Source organism: Streptomyces sp. NPDC104202, assembly GCF_055584185.1.
The window spans coordinates 1-23,680 of sequence record NZ_JBVJMN010000035.1 but is presented as its reverse complement, the minus strand read 5'-3'; the positions used below and the strand labels follow the sequence as shown (position 1 = coordinate 23,680).

At 72.6% G+C, this 23,680-nt stretch carries 15 protein-coding genes and 1 pseudogene; 10 read left to right on the top strand and 6 right to left on the bottom strand.

Annotated elements, in window-relative coordinates; genetic code table 11:
• Positions 1–52: 52 nt before the first annotated feature.
• On the bottom strand, positions 53–1,720 hold the full coding sequence (locus ACZ60W_RS22200) for a glycoside hydrolase family 64 protein (protein ID WP_469757068.1): 1,668 nt from the start codon (positions 1,718–1,720) through the stop codon (positions 53–55).
• 134 nt (positions 1,721–1,854) lie between these two features.
• On the bottom strand, positions 1,855–3,117 hold the full coding sequence (locus ACZ60W_RS22195) for a family 16 glycosylhydrolase (RefSeq protein WP_469757067.1): 1,263 nt from the start codon (positions 3,115–3,117) through the stop codon (positions 1,855–1,857).
• 777 nt (positions 3,118–3,894) lie between these two features.
• Between ACZ60W_RS22195 and ACZ60W_RS22190 the strand changes: the two are divergent.
• Positions 3,895–6,225: pseudogene (locus tag ACZ60W_RS22190) on the top strand (AbfB domain-containing protein); the annotation flags it as partial.
• An 18-nt stretch (positions 6,226–6,243) separates the two neighbouring features.
• Entirely contained in the window at positions 6,244–6,720 is a 477-nt protein-coding gene (locus ACZ60W_RS22185; protein ID WP_469757119.1) for an AbfB domain-containing protein, read from the top strand.
• Between the two features lie 97 nt (positions 6,721–6,817).
• Here the strand turns inward: ACZ60W_RS22185 and ACZ60W_RS22180 are convergent, their stop codons facing one another.
• Positions 6,818–7,960, bottom strand: coding sequence for a S1 family peptidase (locus ACZ60W_RS22180; RefSeq protein WP_469757066.1), 1,143 nt, complete (start codon positions 7,958–7,960; stop codon positions 6,818–6,820).
• A 229-nt stretch (positions 7,961–8,189) separates the two neighbouring features.
• Positions 8,190–11,492, bottom strand: a complete 3,303-nt coding sequence (locus tag ACZ60W_RS22175) for a LamG-like jellyroll fold domain-containing protein (protein WP_469757065.1) — start codon at positions 11,490–11,492, stop codon at positions 8,190–8,192.
• A gap of 592 nt (positions 11,493–12,084) precedes the next feature.
• Between ACZ60W_RS22175 and ACZ60W_RS22170 the strand changes: the two genes are divergently transcribed.
• The 6 genes from ACZ60W_RS22170 (at position 12,085) to ACZ60W_RS22145 (ending at position 20,077) form a co-directional block, all read left to right on the top strand.
• Positions 12,085–13,170 carry an ABC transporter substrate-binding protein gene (locus tag ACZ60W_RS22170; protein ID WP_469757064.1) on the top strand — a complete coding sequence of 362 codons (1,086 nt, stop codon included), beginning with the start codon at positions 12,085–12,087 and terminating at the stop codon, positions 13,168–13,170.
• A 493-nt stretch (positions 13,171–13,663) separates the two neighbouring features.
• Positions 13,664–15,490, top strand: coding sequence for a sugar ABC transporter ATP-binding protein (locus ACZ60W_RS22165; RefSeq protein ID WP_469757063.1), 1,827 nt, complete (start codon positions 13,664–13,666; stop codon positions 15,488–15,490).
• Positions 15,487–16,461: an ABC transporter permease gene (locus ACZ60W_RS22160; RefSeq protein ID WP_469757062.1), complete on the top strand. Its 975-nt coding sequence runs from the start codon at positions 15,487–15,489 to the stop codon at positions 16,459–16,461. Before ACZ60W_RS22165 ends, ACZ60W_RS22160 begins: the two co-directional genes overlap by 4 nt.
• Complete coding sequence (locus tag ACZ60W_RS22155; protein WP_469757061.1) at positions 16,458–17,510, top strand: ABC transporter permease; 1,053 nt, start codon at positions 16,458–16,460, stop codon at positions 17,508–17,510. Before ACZ60W_RS22160 ends, ACZ60W_RS22155 begins: the two co-directional genes overlap by 4 nt.
• 127 nt (positions 17,511–17,637) lie before the next feature.
• Positions 17,638–18,696: a LacI family DNA-binding transcriptional regulator gene (locus ACZ60W_RS22150; RefSeq protein WP_469757060.1), complete on the top strand. Its 1,059-nt coding sequence runs from the start codon at positions 17,638–17,640 to the stop codon at positions 18,694–18,696.
• A 280-nt stretch (positions 18,697–18,976) separates the two neighbouring features.
• Entirely contained in the window at positions 18,977–20,077 is a 1,101-nt protein-coding gene (locus ACZ60W_RS22145) for an aldose epimerase family protein (protein ID WP_469757059.1), read from the top strand.
• 28 nt (positions 20,078–20,105) lie between these two features.
• Here the strand turns inward: ACZ60W_RS22145 and ACZ60W_RS22140 are convergent, their stop codons facing one another.
• Complete coding sequence (locus ACZ60W_RS22140; protein ID WP_469757058.1) at positions 20,106–20,744, bottom strand: GNAT family N-acetyltransferase; 639 nt, start codon at positions 20,742–20,744, stop codon at positions 20,106–20,108.
• A 288-nt stretch (positions 20,745–21,032) separates the two neighbouring features.
• Between ACZ60W_RS22140 and ACZ60W_RS22135 the strand changes: the two genes are divergently transcribed.
• Positions 21,033–21,905: a hypothetical protein gene (locus ACZ60W_RS22135; RefSeq protein WP_469757057.1), complete on the top strand. Its 873-nt coding sequence runs from the start codon at positions 21,033–21,035 to the stop codon at positions 21,903–21,905.
• A 92-nt stretch (positions 21,906–21,997) separates the two neighbouring features.
• On the opposite strand, the gene ACZ60W_RS22130 is transcribed toward ACZ60W_RS22135, so the two are convergent.
• A complete protein-coding gene (locus ACZ60W_RS22130; RefSeq protein ID WP_469757056.1) occupies positions 21,998–22,984 on the bottom strand; it encodes an aldo/keto reductase in 987 nt (328 codons plus the stop codon).
• Between the two features lie 283 nt (positions 22,985–23,267).
• Here ACZ60W_RS22130 and ACZ60W_RS22125 point away from each other — a divergent pair, with 283 nt between their 5' ends.
• Positions 23,268–23,591, top strand: a complete 324-nt coding sequence (locus tag ACZ60W_RS22125; protein WP_469757055.1) for a hypothetical protein — start codon at positions 23,268–23,270, stop codon at positions 23,589–23,591.
• Positions 23,592–23,680 lie beyond the last annotated feature (89 nt).

Genomic DNA, 23,680 nt, shown 5'->3' with positions numbered 1-23,680 from the left:
GGTCACGACGAGGCCGGGGCCCGCGCGGACGCGGACCCCGGCACAGGGGACGTCAGGCGAAGGTGAACCAGTTGACGTTGACGAAGTCGGCGGGCTGGCCGCTGTCGAAGGTCAGGTAGACGTCATGGGTGCCCGTGGTGCGGCCGATGTCGGCGGGCACGGTTCGCCAGGCCTGCCAGCCGCCGGTGTTGGCGACGGCGAAGCTGCCGACCGGGGTGGCCGTGGGGCTGCCGAGGCGGACCTGGACGAGGCCGCTGACGCCGGCGGCGGCGCCGGACGCCACGCGGGCGCTGAACCGGGTGGCGCCGGTGGTGCCGAAGGCGACGGAGGAGAAGCGGAGCCAGTCGCCGTTCGACAGGTGGCCGACGTCGGAGCCGCCTCCGCTGTCGGAGCACGGCTCGATCTGCGCTCCGGACTGGGCGTTGAACGCCTCGGCCTGGAGGGTGGCGAAGGCGCTGACCCCGCCGCCCGTGGCGGTGGCGGTCGGCGTCGGGCTCGGTGTGCCGCCCCCGCCGGCCACGCCGCCGACGGTGATGGTCCAGCGGCCGGGGCTGCCGGACTGCACCTTGCCCTCGAAGTCGACACCGGCCGGGTGAACGTCGTCGTACGGGAAGGCGTATCCGAGGCGGTCGGGGGTGGTGTTGTGCAGGATGCGGGCGTAGTGGTTGGTGCGGGGCCGGGTGTAGAAGGCGGCCGGGTTCTCGGCGGTGGGCTGGTGTGCGTTGTCCAGCAGGGTGGTGCGGTTGAACGCGGCGGCGAGCCGTGCGCTGAGGTTGCCCATCAGGTCGTTGCCCGTGGTGAAGGGCGCGTCGCTGCACGAGAAGATCGACAGGGTCGACGGTTTGGCGAAGCTGCCGGCCCCGGGGAACGTGAGGGTGTCGCCGTTGACCCGGCCGGTGAGCGTGCCCCACGTGAACTGGGTGTCGATGCGGAGGTCGGTCGAGCGGTACTTGTTCCACACCTCGTCGACGTAGCTGTCGAAGTACCCCCGGAACAGCGCGTTGTTGCCGCGGATCGCCAGGTTGGGGCTGAGGACCCGCAGGTCGCCCCCGCCCTTGGTGACGATGAGCCTGCTCCAGTCGCTGCCGTCGGCGGCGGACTGGGCGCGCAGGGCCGAGGCGACCCGTGACAGGCCGTCGGAGGGCAGCCCGCGCACCGTCTGGGTGCCCTGACCGGTCTCCAGCTGGAAGGCGATCGGCAGCGAGACCATGTCGACGAACGTGATGTTCGCGTACAACTGATCGGCGTTGAAGGTGAATTCGCAGAAGTCGTGGTGGACGTTCACGTTGGGGTCGGTGGGGTTGCTCACCGACGGCAGGGCCAGTCCGCCGCCGCGGTTCATCAGGAAGGTGAGCTTCGCGCCGACGGAGAAGTAGATGCGGCCGCTGTAGAGGCGCGGCAGCGTCACCCTCCGTGCCCCGGCGCCGGACGCGTTGAGCGCGATGGCGCAGTCGGCGCCGAGCGGGGTCTGGTCGTTGGCCGGGGCCGGCGGGTGGTACAGGGTGGAGCCGTTGGCCTGGATGAAGGCCCAGTTGCCGCCCGCGGCCGGGTCGCGGCCCAGCACGTAGGCGTACACCGTGTTGGTGCCGGTGGTGTTGACCAGGTCGAGGGGGAGCGTGGGCGTGGTGGCCGCGCTGGCGCCGGCTTCGAGCCAGCTGGCCACGGCGGGGACCGCCACGGCCAGGCCCGCGGTCGCGGCGAGGATCTTTCTGCGGGACATCGTTCGCTGGTGGCGTGCCGTCACGGTGGGGGTCCGTTCTGCGTGAGGTCGGGTGGGGGAGCGATTGGATGCGGGGAGACCGGGAGGGAAGGGGGCGGACGGGAGGGGAGGGCCCGTCCGCCGGGTCGGGACGGTCAGCCGAGGGTCCACTTCTGGCCGGCCACGCCGTTGCACGTCCAGGTCTGGAGCCGGGTGCCGTCGGCCGAGGAGTTGCCCTTGGCGTCCAGGCACTTGCCGGCGCCGACGTTGGTGAAGTCGTGTGCGGCGGTGTACGTCCACTTCTGGGCGTTGGTGCCGTTGCAGGTGTAGAGCTGGACGACCGCGCCGTCCGCCGTGGAACCGCCCGCCACGTCCAGGCACTTGCCGAGGGCGCGGACGGTGCCGTCGCTGCCGACGGTCCACTGCTGGGCGGCGTTCCCGGTGCAGTTGTGGAGCTGGATGGGGGTGCGGTCGGCGCTGGAGGCACCGGCCACGTCGACGCACATGCCGCCGATGCCGCGGATCGGGCGGGCGGCCGGCGCGCTGCCGGAGGAGGAGGCGCGGACGTAGTCGACGGTCATCGTCTGCGGGAAGGCCGTGGACCCGTCGGGGCTGCCGGGCCAGTCGCCGCCGACCGCGAGGTTGAGGATGACGAAGAACGGGTGGTCGAAGACCCACTTGTTGCCGCCGGTGTCGGCCGGGGTGAGCGTCTTGTACGTGGTGCCGTCCACCGACCAGACGATCGCGGTGGGGCTCCAGTCGACGGCGAACACGTGGAAGTCGTCGGCGAAGGCGCGGCCGCCGGGCAGGCTGTACGCGGCGCCGAGGCCGCCCGCGCCCGAGTAGCCGGGGCCGTGCACCGTGCCGTGCACGGTGTTGGGCTCGCGGCCGATGTTCTCCATGATGTCGATCTCGCCGCTGTTGGGCCAGCCCACGGTGCCGAGGTCGTTGCCGAGCATCCAGAACGCGGGCCAGATGCCCTGGCCGCGCGGGATCTTGATGCGGGCCTCGAAGCGGCCGTACGCCTGGGTGAAGGTCCGGGCCGTGTTCAGCCGGGCCGAGGTGTACTGACACTGCCCGTACCAGCAGCCGAGGCCGGCGTCGGTGTTCTTCCTCGCCGTGATGACCAGGTGGCCCTGGCCGTCGAGCGCGGCGTTGGACGTGCTGTTGGTGTAGTACTGCAGCTCGTGGTTGCCGTAGCCCGAACCGCCGGTCTCCAGAGTCCACTTGGCACCGTCGGGTGCGCGGCCGGCCGCACCGTCGAATTCGTCGGACCAGGTCTGCGCGGCGACCGCGGCGTCGGCCCGCGGTGCGACCGATCCGCTGAACGAGATGAGGACGGCCGCGACGAGGGCGGCGGTGACGACGAGCACCACGCCGCCGAAGGACCAGCGTCGTGCGCGATGAGCAGCAGCCATGGGCGTGCTCCCTTGTCTGTGGGGGTCGGGGAACGAGGGCGACAGGGCGGGGCGAACCCGCGAGGCGTCGCCTGAGAGCGCTCTCAATGCGACGCGAAGTCGTCCGCGGGCAGTGAGTATTACGGAGGGGTAACTGTCATGGCAACGTCAGCGGTCACTCCTTACGCGTCGCTGACCTGCGCTTTTCCTGAGTGACCTGCGGCTTAACGCTCGCTTAAGGCTGACTTGAGGGAGTGCGGGGGCGGGTCGGGGCCTCGGGGAAGGGGGCGTTGGGGGGTCCGCATCGCCTCCCTGGCCGGCCGGAGGGTGCCCTGGCGCGCGCCCTCGGGCCCGGCTCCGCCCGGCCCGCCGCGGCGCGGGCGGCCGAGGGCGTGGCCGCATCGGGTCCGGGCCGGTCGCCGGTGCCGCTCCCGGCCGGTCGGGGGTCCGTTGGACGGGGTGCATCGTGCATGGGTACTCCCGTGAGCGGCTCGACGCGTGTACAACGATGTAAGCCCTGTCGGCAGCATCGAGGGCTGAGATGTGCATGTCAAGATACTGGTACGGACCTGACCGTGCCATGCGGCGATAATTGTTTGATTTCATGGTTTTCCGCGGGGGATTCCGTTGAGAACTGTTACGTGTTAGGTTCCCCGGCACCTCGGCCCGTCCGAGGAGCGGGGCACTTGCCCGCTGTGTGAGCCGCTCGCCAACTCCGCACGGATTCAACGGACTTCGACCATCCTGATGGTCGGCGGGCCGGCGAGTCCGGGCGCCGTCCTGCCCAGGAGGAGTTCGATGCGACGCATCGTCGCCTGTCTGGCGGCCCTGTTGGCGATGGCCGGAGGACTTGTCTTCACCGGCACCACCGCCGCCTCCGCCGTCGTCCCGAAGACGCCGCCCCTGACCACCCCGTGGACCTCCCAGGTGTCCACCACGAACCCGCTGCCCGACTACCCGCGCCCCCAGATGACGCGGCCCGACTGGATGTCCCTGAACGGGGAGTGGGAGTTCCTCAACCCGCCCGTCGACGGTGCCGGCAACGTCGACCGAAACGCCGCGCCGCCGGTCGGTCAGACCCTGCCCGAGCGCATCCTCGTCCCGTACCCGGTGGAGTCCGCGCTCTCCGGGATCATGCGCAACGACAACCGCGACCTGATGTTCTACCGCCGCACCTTCACCGTGCCCCAGAACTGGTCCGGCCGCCGGGTCCAGCTCCACTTCGGCGCCGTCGACTACGAGGCCACCGTCTGGGTCAACGGAACCCGCGTCACCGGCCACCGCGGCGGCTACGACCGCTTCGAGGTCGACGTCACCCCGCAGCTGCGCGCGGGCGCCAACGAACTGATCGTGCGCGTCTACGACCCCACCGACGGCCGCGGAGAGAAGCAGCCCGTCGGCAAGCAGACCGTCAACCCCAGCGGCATCTTCTACACGCCCACCTCGGGCATCTGGCAGACCGTCTGGCTGGAACCCACCCCCGCCTCGTCGATCTACTCGGTCGACATCCGGGCCGACCTCGCGACGAACACCGCCCGCGTCAAGGTCTTCACCCGGGGCGACGTCAGCGGCCACAGCGTCCAGGCCGAGGCGCTCAACGGCGCCCAGGTCGTCGGCACGGCCACCGGCGGCTTCACCGAGTTCTCGGTCCCCGTGCCGAACGCCCGGCGATGGTCGCCCGACGACCCCTTCCTCTACGACCTGCGGGTCACCCTGCGCAACCCGTCGGGTGCCGCCGTGGACACCGTCACCAGCTACTTCGGCATGCGGGAGATCGGCAAGAAGCTGGTCAACGGCGTCATGAGGCCCACCCTGAACGGCGAGTTCGTCTTCCAGATCGGCACCCTCGACCAGGGGTTCTGGCCCGACGGCCTCTACACCGCGCCCACCGACGCCGCCCTCGCCTCCGACCTGCAGAAGCACAAGGACCTCGGCTTCAACATGGTGCGCAAGCACATCAAGGTCGAACCCGCCCGCTGGTACTACCACGCCGACCGGCTCGGACTGCTGGTGTGGCAGGACATCCCCTCGACCCTCGCCTTCGACGCCGACCGGACCCCGGCCCAGATCTCCGAGTTCGAGACCGAGGCCCGCGAGATCATCGACGAACACCGCTTCTCGCCCGCCGTCGTCACCTACGTCCCCTTCAACGAGGGCTGGGGGGAGTGGAACCTCGACGACACCCGACGGATCACCACCGACCTGGAGAACTACGACCCCGGCCGGCTGATGAACCCGCACAGCGGCTACAACTGCTGTGCCTCCAAGGGCGATCCGGGCACCGGTGACATCATCGACTGGCACGTCTACACGGGACCCGACGGGCCCAGGCCCTCCGCCACCCGGGTCTCCGTGCTCGGCGAGTTCGGCGGCATCGGCCTGCGCACCCCCGGCCACGAATACAGCCCCGACGGACGGTTCTTCGCCTACGAGCAGGTGTCCAGCGCCGCACAGCTCGACGACCGCTACACCGGCATGGTCCGCGACACCCAGCAGCTGATGCTCACCAAGGGCCTGTCCGCGTACGTCTACACCGAGATCACCGACGTCGAGGGCGAGTACAACGGCCTGTTCAGCTACGACCGCAGGGTCCAGAAGGTCGACACCGCCCGGCTCCGGGCCGCCCACGGCGCCCTCATCGCCGCCTCCCGCAACCTCAACGCCACACCGGGCCTCAGCCTGGGTCACGTCCGCTCCTTCCGGGTCACCACCCCCGGCTACACCGACCGCTACCTCCGCCACGCCGACTCCCTGGCCCGGACCGACGTGCTGACCGCGGCCTCCGCCGACGGGGCCCGCCAGGACGCCTCCTTCCGCACCGTCACCGGACTCGCCGACCCCCGCTGCTACTCCTTCGAGTCGGTGAACCTCCCGGGCCGCTACCTGCGCCACTCGGGCGGCCGGGTCCGCCTCGACGGCGACACCGGCGGGCCGTTCGCGGCCGACGCCACCTGGTGCGCCCGCACCGGACTCGCGGCCGGAGGCACCTCGTACGAGTCGCTCAACTTCCCCGGCTCCTATCTGCGTCACTACGCCGACGGCGTGTACCTCGCCCGCAGCGGCGGCCCGAACGCCTGGGACACGGCGTCCTCCTTCGCCGCCGACGCGACCTGGAACACCGGCGAGCCCGCCCTGTGGCGCAGCTCGGTGCTCCTGCCCACCGACGCGCGGCGCTCGCTGCGCGTCACCACCTGGGGGCACACCGACCGCTACCTGCGGCACGCCGACAGCCTCGCGTGGACCGAGGTCGTGAACGCGGGCAGCGGCACCCTGCTGAAGCAGGACGCCACCTTCACACTGCGCCGCGGACTCGCCGACTCCTCGTGCTACTCGTTCGAGTCGGTGAACTACCCCGGCCGGTACCTGCGTCACGCCGACAGCCGGGTCCGCACGGCGACCGACGACGGCACCGCGCTCTTCCGCCAGGACGCCACCTTCTGTGCCCGCCCGGGCATCGGCGGGACCGGCGTCACCTTCGAGTCGCTGAACATCCCCGGCTCCTACCTGCGCCACTTCGAGTCCGCGGTGTACCTCGCCTCGGGCGCGGGCAGCGGGGGCTTCGACCGTCCCCAGACACTCGGCGCCGACAGCAGCTGGTCGGTCGAGGCGCCCTGGGCTCCCTGACGCGAACCCCGTCCGGCCCGTTCGGGCCGGACGGGGAGCCGTACCGCGGGGCCTTCCGGGCGCTGGTGCCCGGAAGGCCCCGTTCGGCGTCACGGACTCAGGCGGTGTGGAGCCGCAGGCCGTACCGGCCGAGGATCTCGTTGATCGGCTGGAACCAGGTCTCGCCGCCGGAGGAGCAGTTGCCCCAGCCGCCGGAGGTGACGCCCTGGGCCTGGTCACCGCTGAGGAACGAGCCGCCGGAGTCGCCGCCCTCGGCGCAGACGCTGGTCTTGGTCATCTGGTAGACGGCGCCCTGGCTGTAGTTCACCGTCTCGTTCTTGGCCAGGACCGTTCCGCAGCGCCAGTGCGTGGTGGAGCCGGAACGGCAGATCGAGGAGCCCACCGGGGCCTCGGCCGACCCGCGGACGAGCTGGTCGGGGATGGTGCCCCAGCCGAGCACGACCGGCACCGTCCACCAGCCGCTGTGGATCGAGACGTACGCGTAGTCGTCACCGGGGAACGACGAGCCCTGGAAGGTGCCCATCGCGGAGCCGTCCCAGCCGCGCACCGCCGCGCCGGCCCGGCCGCAGTGCCCGGCCGTCACGAAGCCCCCGTAGACGGAGAAGCCGATCGAGCAGCGGACGTTGCCGGTGTAGTACGGGTCGCCGCCGACCGTGCCGGCCGCGTACGTCCGGGGGGCCTGCGCCGCCTCGGCGACGGTCACGGGCCCGCCCGCCCGGGCCCGGTCCACGAAGGACCGCACGGCCGGGGTGCCGCGCTCGGAGCGGACGACGTCGACCACGACGCTGTTGCTCTTCGGGTCGACGTGCCAGCCGGCCACCCCGGCGGGCGCGCCCAGCGTGTCCATGCGGGCCTTGGCGCGGTCCAGCGCGGCCGCGCTGTGCCGGACCAGGCGGGTGTCGGCGCCCAGGGCGCGGACCTCCGCCTCCTCGGCGCGGTCGGTCACGGCCACGACGAGCCGCCCGGTCGCCGCGTCGAACCAGGAACCTCCGTAGGCCGCGCCCGCGCTCCGGCGGGCGGCCTTCTCCACCTCGACGGCGGCCTTCTCGGCGCTCAGCCGCTCCTCCGCCTCGGCCGCGGTGAGCCCGAGGTCGCGGCCCATGGCGTCGAGGAGTCCGGCCGAGGCGGACGGCGCCGCCGCGGGCTCCGGAAGTGGGGCCGCGCCGGCCTGGGCGGCGCCCAGGCCGACCGTCAGGAGCGCGGCGGCGATGGCGGCGCGCAGGGGGGTGGTGCGTTTCACGGGACCTCCTGGTGTGGGGGGCGAGCCATCCTTGAGAGCGCTCTCAGTGAGCGCCGACGCCACGCTAACCGGACAGGCTTGTCAGGTCCATACCAGGTTTCGGCCGTCGCGGAGACCGCCCCGAGGGGCGGTTCCCGGGCATGCCGAAGGCCCGGACCGCGGGCCCGTGCCCGCGGTCCGGGGATCCCGGGGCCGCGCGGTCCTCCCGCGCCGCCCCGGAACGTCGCCCCTACGGCTTCTCGGCTGCGTGCAGCGCGGCCACCTCCTCGGAGGAAAGCGCCTTGTCGAAGGCGTGCACCGCGTCGACCGAGCCCTTCCAGAAGTCGACGTTCCCGCCGCCCCACCTGGCGCGGCCGACCGCGAACGGACCCGTGCTCACATCGGCCGGACCCGCGGCCGCCGTGGCGGCCAGGACCCCGTCCACGTACAGCCGGATCTCGTTCTCGGCGGCGTCCCGGACGCCCACCAGGTGGTACCAGCGGCCGAGTTCGGGAGTGGTGACGTGGCGGGCGCGGTTGCCGCCCGGAGTGCTGAAGGCGAAGGCGCCCTGGCCGTACTGGAGGTAGAAGGGGTTCTCCTGGCGCCGGCCGTCCTGGCTGACCACCGTCGCGTAGTTGCCCGGCAGGGAGTCCAGGGTCGCCCACGCCGACACGGAGTAGCTGGTGGTCGTGTCGATGACGGGACCGTCCGTCTGGGCGAAGTGGCCCTGACCGTCGAAGGTCAGGGCGCTTCCGCCGACCCCGGCGCCCCAGCCCGTCCCGTCGTCGAGCGTGAGCGTCCGTCCGCCCGGGCCGGAGTCGCGGGCCGTCGTGCCCGCGCCCTCGTCCAGGGACCAGGAGGCGCCGCCCTTGACCGGGCCGCGCTGTCCGGCGGCCGCGCCGGCCGCGACGACCTTCAGGTTGATCGCGCGGACCCGCGCCGGGTCGACCTTGATCTCCCGGCGGTCGTACGTGTAGAGGCCGTTGAGCTCGTTCTCCAGGTCGGAGATCTGGGTGTAGACGGACCCGGACAGCTCGGCGCCCGCCGCCTCCAGGTAGTACTTCTCGGTGTTCTCCACGTATGTGCGGGTCAGGGCCTCCTTGTCGGCCACGCCGCTGTAGATCACCGTCGGGGCGCCCGGCCACATGTGGCCCGGGGCGCGCAGGGTGAAGCCGCCGTGCTCGCCGTCCAGCGCCGCCCGGTGGTCGGGGTAGGCCGGGTCGGTGTTGTTGTAGTCGTGGTGGTCGACGATGTCGCCCTTGCCGGAGTCACCCTTCGAGTTGCAGCAGTTGACCCCGCTGTGGGCGTTGACGATGCGGGTCGGGTCGGCCGCCTTGACCGCCTCCGCGATCCGGCCGGTCTCCTCGCGGTTCCACTCGCCCCAGCCCTCGTTGAAGACCGTCCAGCCGATGACCGACGGGGAGTCGTGGTGCTGGCGCATCATCTCGCGGCCCTGGTCCACGAACGCCTGGTGGCCGGCGTCGTCCTTGAGGTCGCCCGAGACGAAGTCCTGCCAGACCAGCAGACCCAGCCGGTCCGCGTGGTAGAACCAGCGGTCCGACTCCACCTTGATGTGCTTGCGCACGGCGTTGAAGCCGAGCTTCTTGTGCGCCTCGAGGTCGAAGGCGAGCGCCTTGTCGCTCGGCTGGGTGTAGAGGCCGTCCGGCCAGAAGCCCTGGTCCAGCGTGGCCAGCGAGAAGATCGGCTTGCCGTTGAGGACCAGCTTCTGGAAGCCGCCCACCTTCTGGATCGCGATCTTCCGCATGCCGAAGTAGCCGTCGACGCGGTCGGTCGACCGGCCGTCCGTCAGGCGTACCTCCAGGTCGTACAGGTACGGGTCGTCCGGGCTCCAGAGGTGCTGACCCGCGACCGGGAGGCGCAGGGTCCCGGACGCCGGTCCGGAGACCCGGCCGACGACCTTGCCGCGGGCGTCACGGGCGACGGCCTCCACGCGCGCGCTGGCCGAGGCGCGGGCGGACGCGACCTTCACGGCCAGCGTGCCCGTGTCGATGTCGGGGGTCGTGACGAGGTCGTCGATGGCCACCGGGGCCACGGGCTCCATCCACACCGTCTGCCAGATGCCCGACGACTGGGTGTAGAAGATGCCGCCCGGGTTGGTGGACTGCTTGCCCGTCGGCTGGTTGGGGCCGCCAGTGTCGGTGACGGCGACCACCACCTCCTGCGGGCCCTTCGCCGTGAGGGCGTCGGTGACGTCGGCGCTGAAGGCGTTGTAGCCGCCGGTGTGCTCGGCCACCCGCTTGCCGTTGACCCAGACGGTGGCCTGGTAGTCGACGGCCCCGAAGTGGAGCATCAGCCGGTTGTCCTTGCCGGCCTTGCCCACCTTCCAGTCCTTGGGCACGTCCATCGTGCGGCGGTAGAACATGTGGTCCTCGTGCCGCTCGATCCCGGACAGCTGGGACTCCACGGGGAAGGGCACCACGATCTTCTCGTCGAGGTCCTTGCCGAAGACCGGCTGCTCGCCGGCGTCCGCGCCCGTGAACTGCCAGGGCCCGTTGAGGTTCTTCCACCGGGAGCGCACCTGCTGCGGCCGCGGGTACTCCGGCAGCGGGTTCTTGCGGTCCAGCGTGTCGCCCCATGGGGTGGTCAGCCGGTGCGTGGAGGCGTTGGCGGCGGAGCGGAGGATCCGGGGGACGGTCTCGTCCCCGTTCTTCAGGCCGCCGGCGCCGTCGTAGTCGACGCGTACCTGCTGGCCCTTCTGGACGGGCTCGGCCAGCTCGACGACCGCGGTGTTCGGGTCGTCCCCGGCCACGGTGACCGAGCGGATCGGCAGGGGCGTGGTGTCCGCCTCCACTGTCAGGTGCCCGGCGACCGACGCCAGGCCGCCGACCGGGTGGTCGAAGCGCAGGCGCAGCTGCCGGCCGCTCGCCGGGACCGTCGGCTCCACCGGGTAGACCTGGAAGTCGGCGGGCGGGGTGAAGGCCGACTCGGGGACCAGCTGCTTGCCCAGCGTCGGGGTCGACCAGCGCAGGAACATGTTGGCCCCGCCGACGTCCTGGAACATCTCCAGCCGGAAGTCGTGCTTCTCGCCCGCCGTGAGCCGGACCGGGGCGCTGGTCTGCTCGCGGTCCCAGTCGGGCACCCAGTGGTCGATCACCGGCTTGCCGTCGACGAACAGGCGGAAGCCGTTGTCCCCGATGCCGTAGAAGGTGTAGTCGCCGGTGACCGGCGCCTCGATCCGCCCGGTCCAGCGGGCGGTGGTGTGCTCGGTCCGTCCGGTCAGCGACCGGAAGGTGCCGGTGAGGCCCGAGAAGTTGATCTGCGGGTCGAGGGAGGTGCCGCCCAGCTTGTCGAAGTCCCGTGCGCCGGGCGCCGACATGCTGAAGTACTCGCCCTTGAGGCCGTGCACTTCGATGGCCGCGTCCCGGGCGGCGGGGGAGGAGAAGGTGCCGCCCGGCTGGGCCGCCTGGGAGGTGGTGCCGTCCGGCTGGGCGGCCGAGGCGGTCGGGGTCAGGGCGCCGACGGGCAGCACCAGGGCGGCGGCGGTCAGCAGCGCCCATATTCCGGTTCGGGGGCGGGTGTTTCGTCGTGTCATCGAATCTTTCCTCTTAGAGAGGGGATCGGAGCGGCCGGACCCGGGGATCACGTGTCGGCGGAAGTGCCCCTGCGAGGTGCCGTGTCCACCTCGGGGGCGCGGGCGCCCGGCGGTTGCCGCACAGCCGCGCCGGCAGGCGGAGGCCGGCGCCGGACGGGCCGCCCGGACATCGCCACGGCGGTGCCGTGAGGGGCGGGCGGCTGTCATTCCAACGTTGGAAAACTGTGTGCAGCGGAATGACAGCACGCCCCGCGGAGGCTGTCCAGACCCCGCGCGCCCTTCGTTCCGACCGACCGTCAACTCCGTCGCCGTCACGGCGGAACCGATCGGCGGAAGCATTCCGGAAACGTCGCCCCCGCCTCTTGCAGAGGTCGCCGAGGCGCGGTTATAACGTTGTAAAGCCGGAGTCGCCGCCCCCTCGGGAGGTTGCTCCCCGCTCGTGTCCGCCCAGCTCATGGGCGTGATCCGGGCTGCACGAGGCTGCGTACCACGGGCCCGCCGTCCCTTCACGGCGAACCGGCTCCGCTTTCCTGCTCTGAGCGACCGCACGCCACTCGGCGGTGCTGTCCCCCCGCCAAGGAGTGTCCTCACGATGACCCTTCCGCAGAGATACCGCACGCTCTCCGTCGCGTGCATCGTCGCCGCCACCGCCACGCTCGCCCTCTCCGGCTGCGCCAAGTCGGAGACCACGGACAACGCGGGCGGCGACAGCAGCCAGGGCGCCCAGACCGTCCAGACGCCCACCGCGTCCGCCGGCCCGGGCTGCACCCTCACCACCTACGGCGCCCCCAAGTTCGACCTCAAGAACGCGATCGTCGGCTTCTCCCAGTCGGAGAAGGAGGCCAACCCCTTCCGCATCGCCGAGACGCAGTCCATCAAGGACGAGGCCGCCAAGATCGGCGTCAAGAAGCTCCTCACCACCAACGCCCAGTCGCAGCTGCCCAAGCAGATCAGCGACATCCAGGACATGCTCGCCCAGGGCGCGCAGTTCCTCATCATCGCCCCGCTCAACTCCGACGGCCTCGAACCCGCCTTCCAGGCCGCCGCCGCCAAGAAGGTCCCCGTCCTCACCATCGACCGCAAGGTCAACGCCACCGCCTGCAAGGACTACCTGGCCTTCCTCGGATCCGACTTCGTCGAGCAGGGCAAGCGCGCCGCCGACGCGATGATCAAGGCCACCGGAGGCAAGGGCAAGGTCGCCATCCTGCTCGGCTCCTCCGGCAACAGCGTCACCACGGACCGCACCAAGGGCTTCGTCGACCAGGTCAAGGCGACCGCCCCCGGCCTGGAGATCGTCGCCCAGCAGACCGGCGAGTTCGCCCGCGACAAGGGCCAGCAGGTCATGGAGCAGCTCATCCAGTCCAAGCCCGACATCACCGCGGTCTACGCCGAGAACGACGAGATGGCGCTCGGCGCCGTCACCGCGCTCAAGGCGGCCGGCAAGGCCCCCGGCAAGGACGTCAAGATCGTGTCGATCGATGGAACCCGCAACGCCGTGCAGGCCCTGGCCAACGGCGAACTGAACGCCGTCATCGAGTCCAACCCGCGCTTCGGCCCGCTCGCCTTCGCCACCGCGCAGAAGTTCTACGCCGGCGAGGGCATCCCCGAGGACGTCATCATCCAGGACCGTTCCTACGACCCGTCCAACGCCAAGTCCTCCCTCGGCGGGGCGTACTGACCCACGACCGGCCCGATCCGGCCCCGTGGTTCCGGCGGGAACCACGGGACCGGCAGGGACGGTCGCCCGGGCCCGGCCGGTCGTGACGGACCGGAGGCCGGGGCGGGACCGCCGGCACCGGCGGAACCCGCGGGCCGTCCGGTCGGCCGTCCCGTCCCTGGCGGCCGACCGGCGCGGCTCCGGCGGCACTTCGGGCCCGCGCCCGGCTCGTACGGTCCGGCGGACGTCCGCACGCGCGCCCCGCTCGTACGGCTCCGACCGGTCCGAGGGCGGCCCCGGACACGCGCCCCCCACCAGGGGCCCGCGTGCCATCCGGTTCCGCACCGGCCGCGGACGGGTCTCTACGGCGGCCGGCCGGATGTCGACCCGGCCCAGGGCCCAGCCGCTCCGGGCCCGCCCCCGCTGGCCGCGGAAGCCGCCCCGACCACGGGCCCGTCCGCGCCCCTCTCCACGCTCTCCTCTCTCCACGTTCCCTCTCCGGAAGGCCACGCTCATGGCTCCCCCCGAAGCGGCGCCGCCCGAGGCCGCGCCGACCGCGACGAGCGGCACCGCGCCCTCGGCCGCGCCGACGGTGCTCGAGGCACGCGGCGTCGGGAAACGCTTTCCCGGCGTGGTCGCCCTCGACGACGTCTCGTTCACCCTGCGCGCCGGCGAGACCCACGCGCTCGTCGGCGAGAACGGCGCCGGCAAGTCCACCCTCATCAAGGTCCTCACCGGCGTGCACCGCCCCGACAGCGGCGAACTGCTGCTGTCGGGACAGCCGGTGCGGTTCGCCCGCCCCTCCGAGGCGCAGACCGCCGGCATCTCCACGATCTACCAGGAGGTGAACCTGGTCCCGCTGATGAGCGTGGCCCGGAACATCTTCCTCGGCCGCGAGCCCAAGAACCGTCTCGGGCTCATCGACTTCCCGCGGATGCACGCCGAGGCCGCGGCCCTCCTCGGGGGCTTCGGCGTGACCGTCGACCCCCGCCGCGCCCTGGGCACCCTCGGCATCGGCACCCAGCAGATGGTCGCCCTCGCGCGGGCCGTCTCCGTCGAGGCCCACGTCGTCGTGATGGACGAGCCCACCTCGTCCCTCGAACCGCGCGAGGTCGAGACGCTCTTCCGGGTCATCGAGGACCTCCGCCGGCGGAACATCGCCGTCGTCTACGTGAGCCACCGCATGGACGAGCTCTACCGGATCTGCGACCGGGTCACCGTGCTCCGCGACGGCCGGCACATCCACACCGGCCCGCTCGCCGGACTCGACCGCATGAGCCTCGTGTCCATGATGCTGGGCCGCGAGATCTCCGAGGTCCGCCGCCACGGCCTCACCAGCTTCGGCTCCGCGGGCCACGACGTCGCCCGCGAGCCCGTCCTCACCGCCACCGGCCTCGTCCGGCGCCACCAGCTGGACGACGTCTCGCTGGAGCTGTACCCCGGCGAGGTGCTCGGCCTCGGCGGCCTGCTCGGCTCCGGCCGCAGCGAGACCGCCAAGGCCCTCGCCGGCGCCCTGTCCCTGGACGCGGGCGAGGTCCGCGTCGGCGGCGTCTCGCTGGGCCGCTCGTCCTCCGCCGCCGCCATCCGCGCCGGCATCAGCCTGCTCCCCGAGGACCGCAAGGCCGAGGGCATCGTCCCGGGCCTGTCGGTCCGGGAGAACATCGTCCTGGCCGCCCTTCCCCGGCTCTCCCGCGCGGGCATCGTCTCCCGCGCACGGCAGGACCGCGTCGTCGACATCTTCATGAAGCGACTGCGCATCAAGGCGTCGAGCCCCGAGCAGAAGGTCGGCGAACTCTCCGGCGGCAACCAGCAGAAGGTGCTCCTCGCGCGCTGGCTCTGCCTCGAACCCAAGGTCCTCCTCCTCGACGAGCCCACCCGCGGCATCGACGTCGGTGCCAAGGCCGAGGTCCAGGCCCTCATCGACGAGCTCGCCCAGGAGGGCCTGGCGGTCCTGCTCGTCTCCTCCGACATCGAGGAGCTCGTCGAGGGCGCCGACCGGATCGTCGTCCTCAGGAGCGGCGCCACCGCGGGCGAACTCGTCGGCGAGAACGTCTCCGAGGACGCCCTCCTCGCCGCCCTGGCCGACCACGCCGCGCCGGCCGACGCCGCAGAGCCCGCCGACCTCACCGCACCCGCCGGCGCCGCCGAGTCCGACGACGCGGCGCAGCCCCCCGGCACGGCGCACCCCGGCGCACCGGCCCCCGCCGACACCGGCGCCGCCGCCCCCGGAGCCGTACCCCTGACCAAGCCCGCCGGGCCCGGCTCCCCGCCGGACGCGGCGCCCACGACCCGCGAAGCGCACCGGGCCCCGGCCTCGGCCGCCGAGGAGGACCCCCGATGACCACCCAGGCCGCCGCGGCGCCCGCCCGTGGCACCGCGACCCGGCGGAACACGACCGCGTGGTTCCAGGAGTACGGCGTCTACGCCGCCGTCGCCGCGCTGCTGCTCTTCAACGCCTTCTTCACCGAACACTTCCTCACGGTCGACAACCTCCGGACCCAGCTGATCCAGGTCGCCCCGATCGTCATCGTGGCCCTCGGCATGGCCCTGGTGATCGGGACCGAGGGCGTCGACCTGTCCGTGGGCTCCGCCATGGCCCTCGCCACGGCCCTCCTGCCGCTCTATCTCGGCTACGGCCTCGTGCCCGCCCTCCTCGTCGCCCTCCTCGCCGGAGCCGTCGTCGGCCTCGTCAACGGCACCCTGGTCTCGGTGGTGGGGCTGCAACCCATCGTGGCGACCCTGGCCCTCTTCGTCGGCGGCCGCGGCATCGCGCTCGTCCTGGCCGACGGGCAGCTCAAGCAGATCGTCAACCCCGACCTGCTCTCCCTGGGCACCGGGAGCCTCCTGGGCATCCCCCTCGTCGTCCTGATCGCCGGCATCCTGGCGCTCGGCGTCGCCTTCCTCGTCCACCGCACCACCTTCGGGCGCCAGGTCGTCGCCATCGGCGGCAACCGCACGGCCGCCGCACTCGCCGGCCTGCCGGTGAAGCGGGTGCTCATCGGCGTGTACGTCCTGTGCGGCGTGCTCGCCGCCCTCGCCGGCATCCTCGCCACCGCACGCCTCACCGCCAGCGACCCCTCCTCCCTCGGCACCCTGATGGAGCTCTCCGCCATCACCGCCGTCGTGGTGGGCGGCACCCCGCTGAGCGGCGGCTCCGTCCGCGTGCTCGGCACCGTGGCGGGCGCCCTGCTCATGCAGCTGCTGCGCGCCACCCTGGTCAAGCACGACCTGCCCGACTCCACCGCCCAGATCGCCCAGGCGGCCATCATCATCGCCGCCGTCTACGTCGCACGGGAGCGTCGATCCCGATGAACCCCACCTCCTCCCTCACCGCCCCGGGGACCGGCGTCAAGGGCTCCGGACCCGGCGGCAAGACCGACGCGGACCGTCCCGCGAGCGGCCTCACCGCGGCCGAACGCCTCCTCTCCCTGGTCCAGCGCCAGGGCGTCCTGGTCGTCCTGCTGCTCGTCGTGGTCATCGCCTCCTTCGCGTACCCGACCTTCGCCACCCTCGACAACTCCCGCGGCGTCCTGGTCCAGGCGTCGTTCCTCTCCATCGTCGCCCTCGGCATGACCCTGGTGATCATCACCGGCGGCATCGACCTGTCCGTCGGCTCCGTCTTCGCGCTCGGCGGCGTCCTCGCCGCCTGGGCCTCGCAGTGGGGCCTGCTCCCCGCGCTGCTGGTGCCGCTTCTCGTCTGCGGGGCGATCGGCACGCTGAACGGCCTGCTGATCGCCCGGGCCGGGATGGCGCCCTTCATCGTCACCCTCGCCTCCCTCCTCGGGGCGCGCGGCCTGCTGCTCGCCTTCACCGACGAGGGCGCCACGACCTACCTCGTACCGAAGGGCTCGGCCTTCGCCGAACTGGGCCAGGGCACCGTCGGCGGCTTCGGCCACCCGATCCTCGTCGCCCTCGCCCTCTTCGGCCTCGGCGGTCTGGTCCTGCAGCGGACCTCCTTCGGCCAGACGCTCTTCGCCGTCGGCGGCAGCGCCGACGCGGCGACCCTCATGGGTCTCCCCGTCGCCCGCGCCAAGGTGACGGTCTACGTCCTGAGCGGGCTCCTCGCGGGCTTCGCGGGGGCGCTCAACGCCGCCCGACTCTCCTCCGGCGTCACCATCATCGGCACCGGCATGGAGCTCGACGCCATCGCCGCCGTCGTCATCGGCGGAACCCTGCTGGTCGGAGGTGCCGGCTCGGTCAGCGGCACCCTCTGGGGCGTGCTGCTGCTCGCCGTCATCCAGAACCTGATCAACCAGATCGGCTCGCTGAACTCCTCCTACCAATCGGTGGTCAGCGGTGGATTCCTGATCCTCGTCGTGGTGGCGCAGAGGTACGTTTCACGCAGCAGAAGGACGCTCTGACGCCGGACCCATCCCCACCGGCCCCCGTGACCCGGGGCCAGGAGCGCGCCCGAGCCCCCACCGGGGACGGGCCGCACCGGCCCCGGACCCGGCGGCCGACCGTTCAGAGCCGAACCAGAGGAGTTCCGTGGGCGTCAGCCTCAAGGACGTCGCGCAGCGGGCCGGCGTCTCGATCAAGACCGTGTCCAACGTGGTCAACAACTATCCCCACGTCACCCCGCAGATGCGCGCCAAGGTGCAGCAGGCGATCGACGAGCTCGGCTACCGCCCGAACCTCACCGCCCGCCACCTCCGCAAGGGCCGCACCGGCATCATCGCCTTCGCCGTTCCCGAACTCGGCAACCCCTACTTCGCGGAACTCGCCGGAGCCGTCATCGACGCCGCCGCCCAGCACGACTACACCGTGCTCGTCGACCACACCGCGGGGCTCCGCGAGCGCGAGCTGCTCGTGTGCCAGGAGTTCCGCTCCCACGTCATCGACGGGCTGATCCTCAGCCCCATCCACCTGGAGAACGACGACCTCCTCGCCCGCCAGGAGACCTCGCCGCTCGTCCTGCTCGGCGAGCGCGAGTACGAGGCGCCGTACGACCAGATCGCCATCGACAACGTGGCCGCCGCCCGCACCGCGGTCCGTCACCTCCTCGACCTCGGCCGCCGGCGCATCGCCTTCCTCGGCTCCCGCACCGGGCGCGAACGCCAGCCCGCCCACCTCCGGCTGCGCGGCTGGCGCGAGGAGCTCGCCGCGGCGGGCGTCACGCCCGACGAGTCCCTGGTGGTCGCCACCGACGGCTACGGCCGTGGCGACGGCGCCGCCGCCATGACCGCCCTCCTCGACCGCGGCATCGTCCCCGACGCCGTCTTCGCCTATAACGACCTCATCGCCCTCGGCGCCCTGCGCACCCTCACCGAACGCGGCCTCCGGGTCCCCGAGGACATCGCCGTCGTCGGCTTCGACGACATCGAGGAGAGCCGCTACGGGGCCATCACCCTGACCACGGTCGCCCCCGACAAGCCGGCCATCGCCCGGCACGCCGTCGACCGGCTCGTCGAACGCCTGGCCGGAGGCCCCGTCTCCGAACCCCGGCGCATCAGACCCGGCTACCGGCTCGTCGTACGCGAGTCGACGGGCGCCGCAGCCCCCGCCGCCGCCCCGCAGGGACAGCCCACACCGGAAGCCGAGGACTGACGGACGACGGTGTTCGGAGACGGGCCGACCCCGCCCACGGACCGGGCTTCCCGCCCGCCGTGGCCGGGCCGCCCGTCCGCCCCGGGCAGGGTCACCTGTCCACGGTCGCCGGGCCGCCCGTCCGCCTCGGGCCGGCCTTCTGCCCACGGGCCCACCGTCTGCCCCCGGGGCCGGGATCCGGCGCCCGTACCCCGCCGGGGCGACAGCGCCCACGGAACAGCACCCCGCGCCGAGCCGCCTCCCGTCGGCCGCCTCCCCCCACTCGTGACGAGGACATCCCATGCCCCGAGCCACCATCCACGCCAGGCCGTTCGGCACCACCCCGACCGGGGAGGAGGTCGCGCTCTGGCGACTCACCTCCCCCTCCGGGGCCTACGCGGAGATCCTCACGTACGGGGGCATCCTCCACGCCCTCGGCGTACCCGACGCGACCGGCCGCACCGAGAACGTCGTCCTCTCCCTGCCGTCCCTCGACCAGTACGCGGAGAAGAGCCCGTACCTCGGCGCGCTGATCGGCCGGTACGCCAACCGCATCGCCCACGGGCGCTTCACCCTCGACGGGACGCCCCACGCCGTACCGGCCAACGACCGGGGCCACGCCCTCCACGGCGGCCCCGTCGGCTTCGACGCCCGGGTGTGGGAGGCGACCCCGCACACCGAGGGCGACACCGTCGCGCTCCGGCTCCGGCTCCACAGCCCCCACGGCGACATGGGCTTCCCCGGCGCGCTCGACGTCACGGCCACCTACTCGCTCGACGCCGACGGCACCCTCGCCCTCGACTGCACCGCCACCACCGACCGTCCCACCGTCCTCAGCCTCAGCAACCACGCGTACTTCAACCTGGCCGCGGACGGCGGGGACATCCTCGACCACACCCTCCAGGTCGACGGCGACGACTACCTCCCCGTCGACCCGACCGGCATCCCCCTGGGCCCGATCACCCCCGTGGCCGGCACCCCCTTCGACCTCACCGCCCCCCGCACCCTGCGCACCGGCGTCCTCGCCGCCGACGACGCCCAGATCCGCGACGCCCAGGGCTACGACCACTGCTGGGTCCTGGCCTCCTGTGAATCCGCCGCACCGCGCCGTGCCGCCCGCCTGTCGACGCCGGACGGCGCCCGGACCATGGAGGTCTGGACGACCGCCCCCGGTCTCCAGGTCTACACCGCCAACCAGCTCGACGGCACGCTCACCGACCCGAGCGGTCACCCCCTGGGCCGGCACGGCGCGGTCTGCCTGGAGACCCAGCACCTCCCCGACGCCCCCAACCGCCCCGCCTACCCGAGCCCCGTCCTCCGCCCCGGGACGACCGGCCGCCGCCGCACGGAGTTCCGCTTCCCCCGCCCCGGTTCACCCACGCCGACGCCGACGGCCGACTGACGCCGGCTCTTGCCGGCGGGGGCTCCCCTCACCCACCCGACGGGCCCTCCGCGGCCGTCGACCGGCCCAGGTACCAGACGGGCCCGGGGTCGGGCACCTCCAACTGCCGGAAACCCAGCCGGTCGTAGAACGCCCGCGCCCCCGTGTTCGCCCGCACCATGCACAGGTGCACCGCGGGCACCCCGCCCGCACGGAGTGCCGCCAGCAGCGCGTCCATCAGCGCCCGCCCGTACCCCCGCCCCTGCCACTCCGGCAGCAGGTCGATGTGCAGATGCGCCGGATACGCGGCCAGCTCCGCCCGCACCATCCGCTCGGGCGTGTGCAGGAGCCCCGTCATCATGTCCGCCGCCGTCCCGCCGTCCGCCCCGGGCGCCGGGAACCTCCCCTCGACCACCGGCAGCCACGCGTCACGGAACCGCTTCACGAACCCGGCGGTGTCCGGCACCCCGAGCACGTACCCCACCGCCCGCCCCGCCCCGTCGTCCAGGACGAACGCGTACTCCGGCTCCAACTCCACATACGGATAGGCGAAGATCGTCGGCATCAACTCCGGGTCCGGATACATCCCGGACGAGTCCCCGCCCTCATGGGCCGTCCTCACACAGATCTCGGCGAGCTCCGCCCGATCCGAACCCCGGTAACGGCGAACAAACGGTTCTGTCTGCATGTCCGGGGACGATCCCACAATGGGAGCGCTCCCGCACGCCCTTTCCGGCATGCGGTCCGGCCCGGCGACGCGCCGTCGCCCCGCCGCCCTGATGCCGGGCCGCCTCGCCCGCGGGCCCCCGCCGCTCCGGCAGACGGGCCGCCTCGCCTTCCGAGGCCTCCCTCCCGCCCCGTTCGGGAACCACGGCGAGCGCGTACGGGTCTGGTACCGGCAGAGGGGCCGATCGCTCAACTGCGCGCCATGCGGCCCCTGTCAGGGCCGAGGACCGCACCGAGACGGGGGCGACAGGTGGACTGGTGGCTGACCGACAGCGAGGGGATCGTGGCCTTCTGGCTGCTGATCTTCGCGCTGTGCAACGGACTGCGCGGCGTGTACTGCTGGTTCCGCGACCGGGACGAGCGGCGCGAGGTCGAGCGCCTCCTCGCCTTCAGGCCCCATCCCGTACGGGCCTCGTTCCTCCTCGGCGGAATGACCGAGGCCGCCGAGACCGCGGTCTGCATGCTCGTCGACGACGGCGTCGTGAAGGTGTCCTCCACCGGCGAACTGCGCCCCTCCCACCGCGGAAGGAGACAGGCCGACCACGCCCTCCGGGCCCTGGCGGAGGCCCTCCGCGCCACCCCCTCGGGCACCACCACCCGGCTCCACGAGATCCCCACCGAGGCCCGCTTCGCCGTGTTCCGGCACCACGTCGAACACCGCTCTCCCACAGTGCACGTGACCGCCTCGGGCAAGAGCCAGTCCCTCATGCTCGCGACCTCGCTGCTGACCACGTTCGGCATGGGCGTCCACGCCGGCGGAGCCCTGGCCCCCACGGCCTTCTTCCCCGAGACCCACCGCATGTCCTGGCTCTACGTGTGCATGGCCGCCCTGCTGCTTCAGTGGGCCGCGGGATGCCTCTGGCCCTCCGAGAAACGGCGGCGCTGGAAGGCCCTCGACACCGTCTGCCAGGACCGGACCGAGACCGCCCGCGCAGCCCTCCCCGACGCCACCCGCCAGGCCGTCGCCCGCACCAGACAACCCCCGAAGCCGCCGCCTCCGGCACAGCCCACCCGCCACCGCACCCGCACCCACGGCGGCGATGCCTGCGGCGCCGCCATCGACGCCGACTCCTGCAGCAGCGACAGCAGTTGCGGTGGTTGTGGCGGGTGCGGGGGAGAGTGACAGGGCCGGCGTCCTCGTCTCCACACGACCACGGCCGGGGACGTCGGCCTCGGCGGCCGTGTCCCCGCACGTGTGGGGCCGGTGTGCGCGCCTCAGCCGTCGACGAAGGTCAGGCTGGTCGCGTCGTAGCGCGTGCCCGCGATCTGCTCGGGGGGCGCCGCGGCCTCGATGGCGGCGAGGTCCTCGGTGGACAGGTCGACGGCGAGGGAGGCGAGGTTCTCCTCCAGACAGCGGCGGCGCCGCGTCCCCGGGATGGGCACGACGTCCTCGCCGCGGTGCTGGACCCAGGCGAGGGCGAGCTGGCCGGGGGTGACGCCCTTGGTCCCGGCGAGTTCGGTCAGCCTGGTGACGATCGAGAGGTTCCGTTCGAGGTTGCCGTCGGCGAAGCGCGGCTGGGTGCGACGCACGTCGGTCTCGGCCAGGGCGTCGACCGAGCTGTACCGGCCCGTGAGGAAGCCGCGTCCGAGCGGGGAGAAGGGAACCAGGCCGATGCCGAGCTCGCGGCAGACGGGGGCGACCTCGGCCTCGATCCCGCGGGTCCACAGCGACCACTCGCTCTGCAGCGCGGCGATGGGATGCACGGCGTGCGCCCGCCGGATCGTGGACGCGCCGGCCTCGGAGAGCCCGAGGTGCCGGACCTTCCCGGCCCTGACGAGTTCGGCCATCGCGCCCACGGTCTCCTCGATCGGCACGCGCGGATCGACCCGGTGCTGGTAGTAGAGATCGATGTGGTCGACCCCGAGCCGGCGCAGCGACGCGTCACACGCCTGCCGTACGTAGGCGGCGTCACCGCGGATCAGCGTGGGCTCGCCCAGCCGGTTGGCGAAGCCGAACTTCGTGGCCAGCACCACCTCGTCGCGCCGACCGGCCACCGCGCGCCCGATCAGCTCCTCGTTGTGCCCGGCGCCGTAGAAGTCGGCGGTGTCCAGCAGGGTCACCCCGAGGTCGAGCGCACGGTGCAGGGTCGCCACCGACTGCGCGTCGTCCGCCGCGCCGTAGCCGTGGCTCATGCCCATGCAGCCCAGGCCCTGCGCGGAGACCTCCAGGCTGCCCAGGCGCCGGGTGGGAACGTCGTTCATGCCGCTGCCTCCTGAGTACGGGATCATCGCCCCGGACGCTAGGCGGTGAAGCGCACTCGAAGTCAACCCGGCTCCGCCGCCCACGCGACGACCCGCGAGGAGGCCGACAGGACCAGGACGAGCCCGGCGTCGCACCACCCCTCACCCGTCCGTGACGTCCGTGGATGCACTCCACCTCGTTTGGATCAGCACATTCCCTCCTTCCGGGGAAGGCGGTCCCCGACAGGGGTGAACCGGCGCCACCGCCAGTGCCGCCCGGTCCGTCAGCTCGGTTGGTGAGGGCATGAGTACCGTCGCGAGCAGTCCGATACTGACCACCGCCACGCCGGCCACCGCCGAGGGGACGGGCGCGGAGACCGCGCCCGGAGGCATACGCAAACTCCCCCTCGACACCCGGCGTCGCGCCGGGGACCACCGCCACGGCGGCGGTCCCCACAGGTGTACCGCCCAGCTCAGGAACCCGACCGAGTTCGCCACCAGCCCCCTCGGTCGGTACGTCAGGCTCCAGTGCACCGCCGCGTTCGCGCACTTCGTCCGCGGCCTCGCCTACGGAGCCGGTCTCAGTGTCGCCGGCACCGTCGCGTACGGACTACGCCATCTGTGGTGACGCGCACCGAAGGGGGGGGGGGGGGGGGGGGGGGGTTTGCCCCCCCCCCCCCCCCCCCCACGCCCACCCCCACCACAAAAACAAAAACC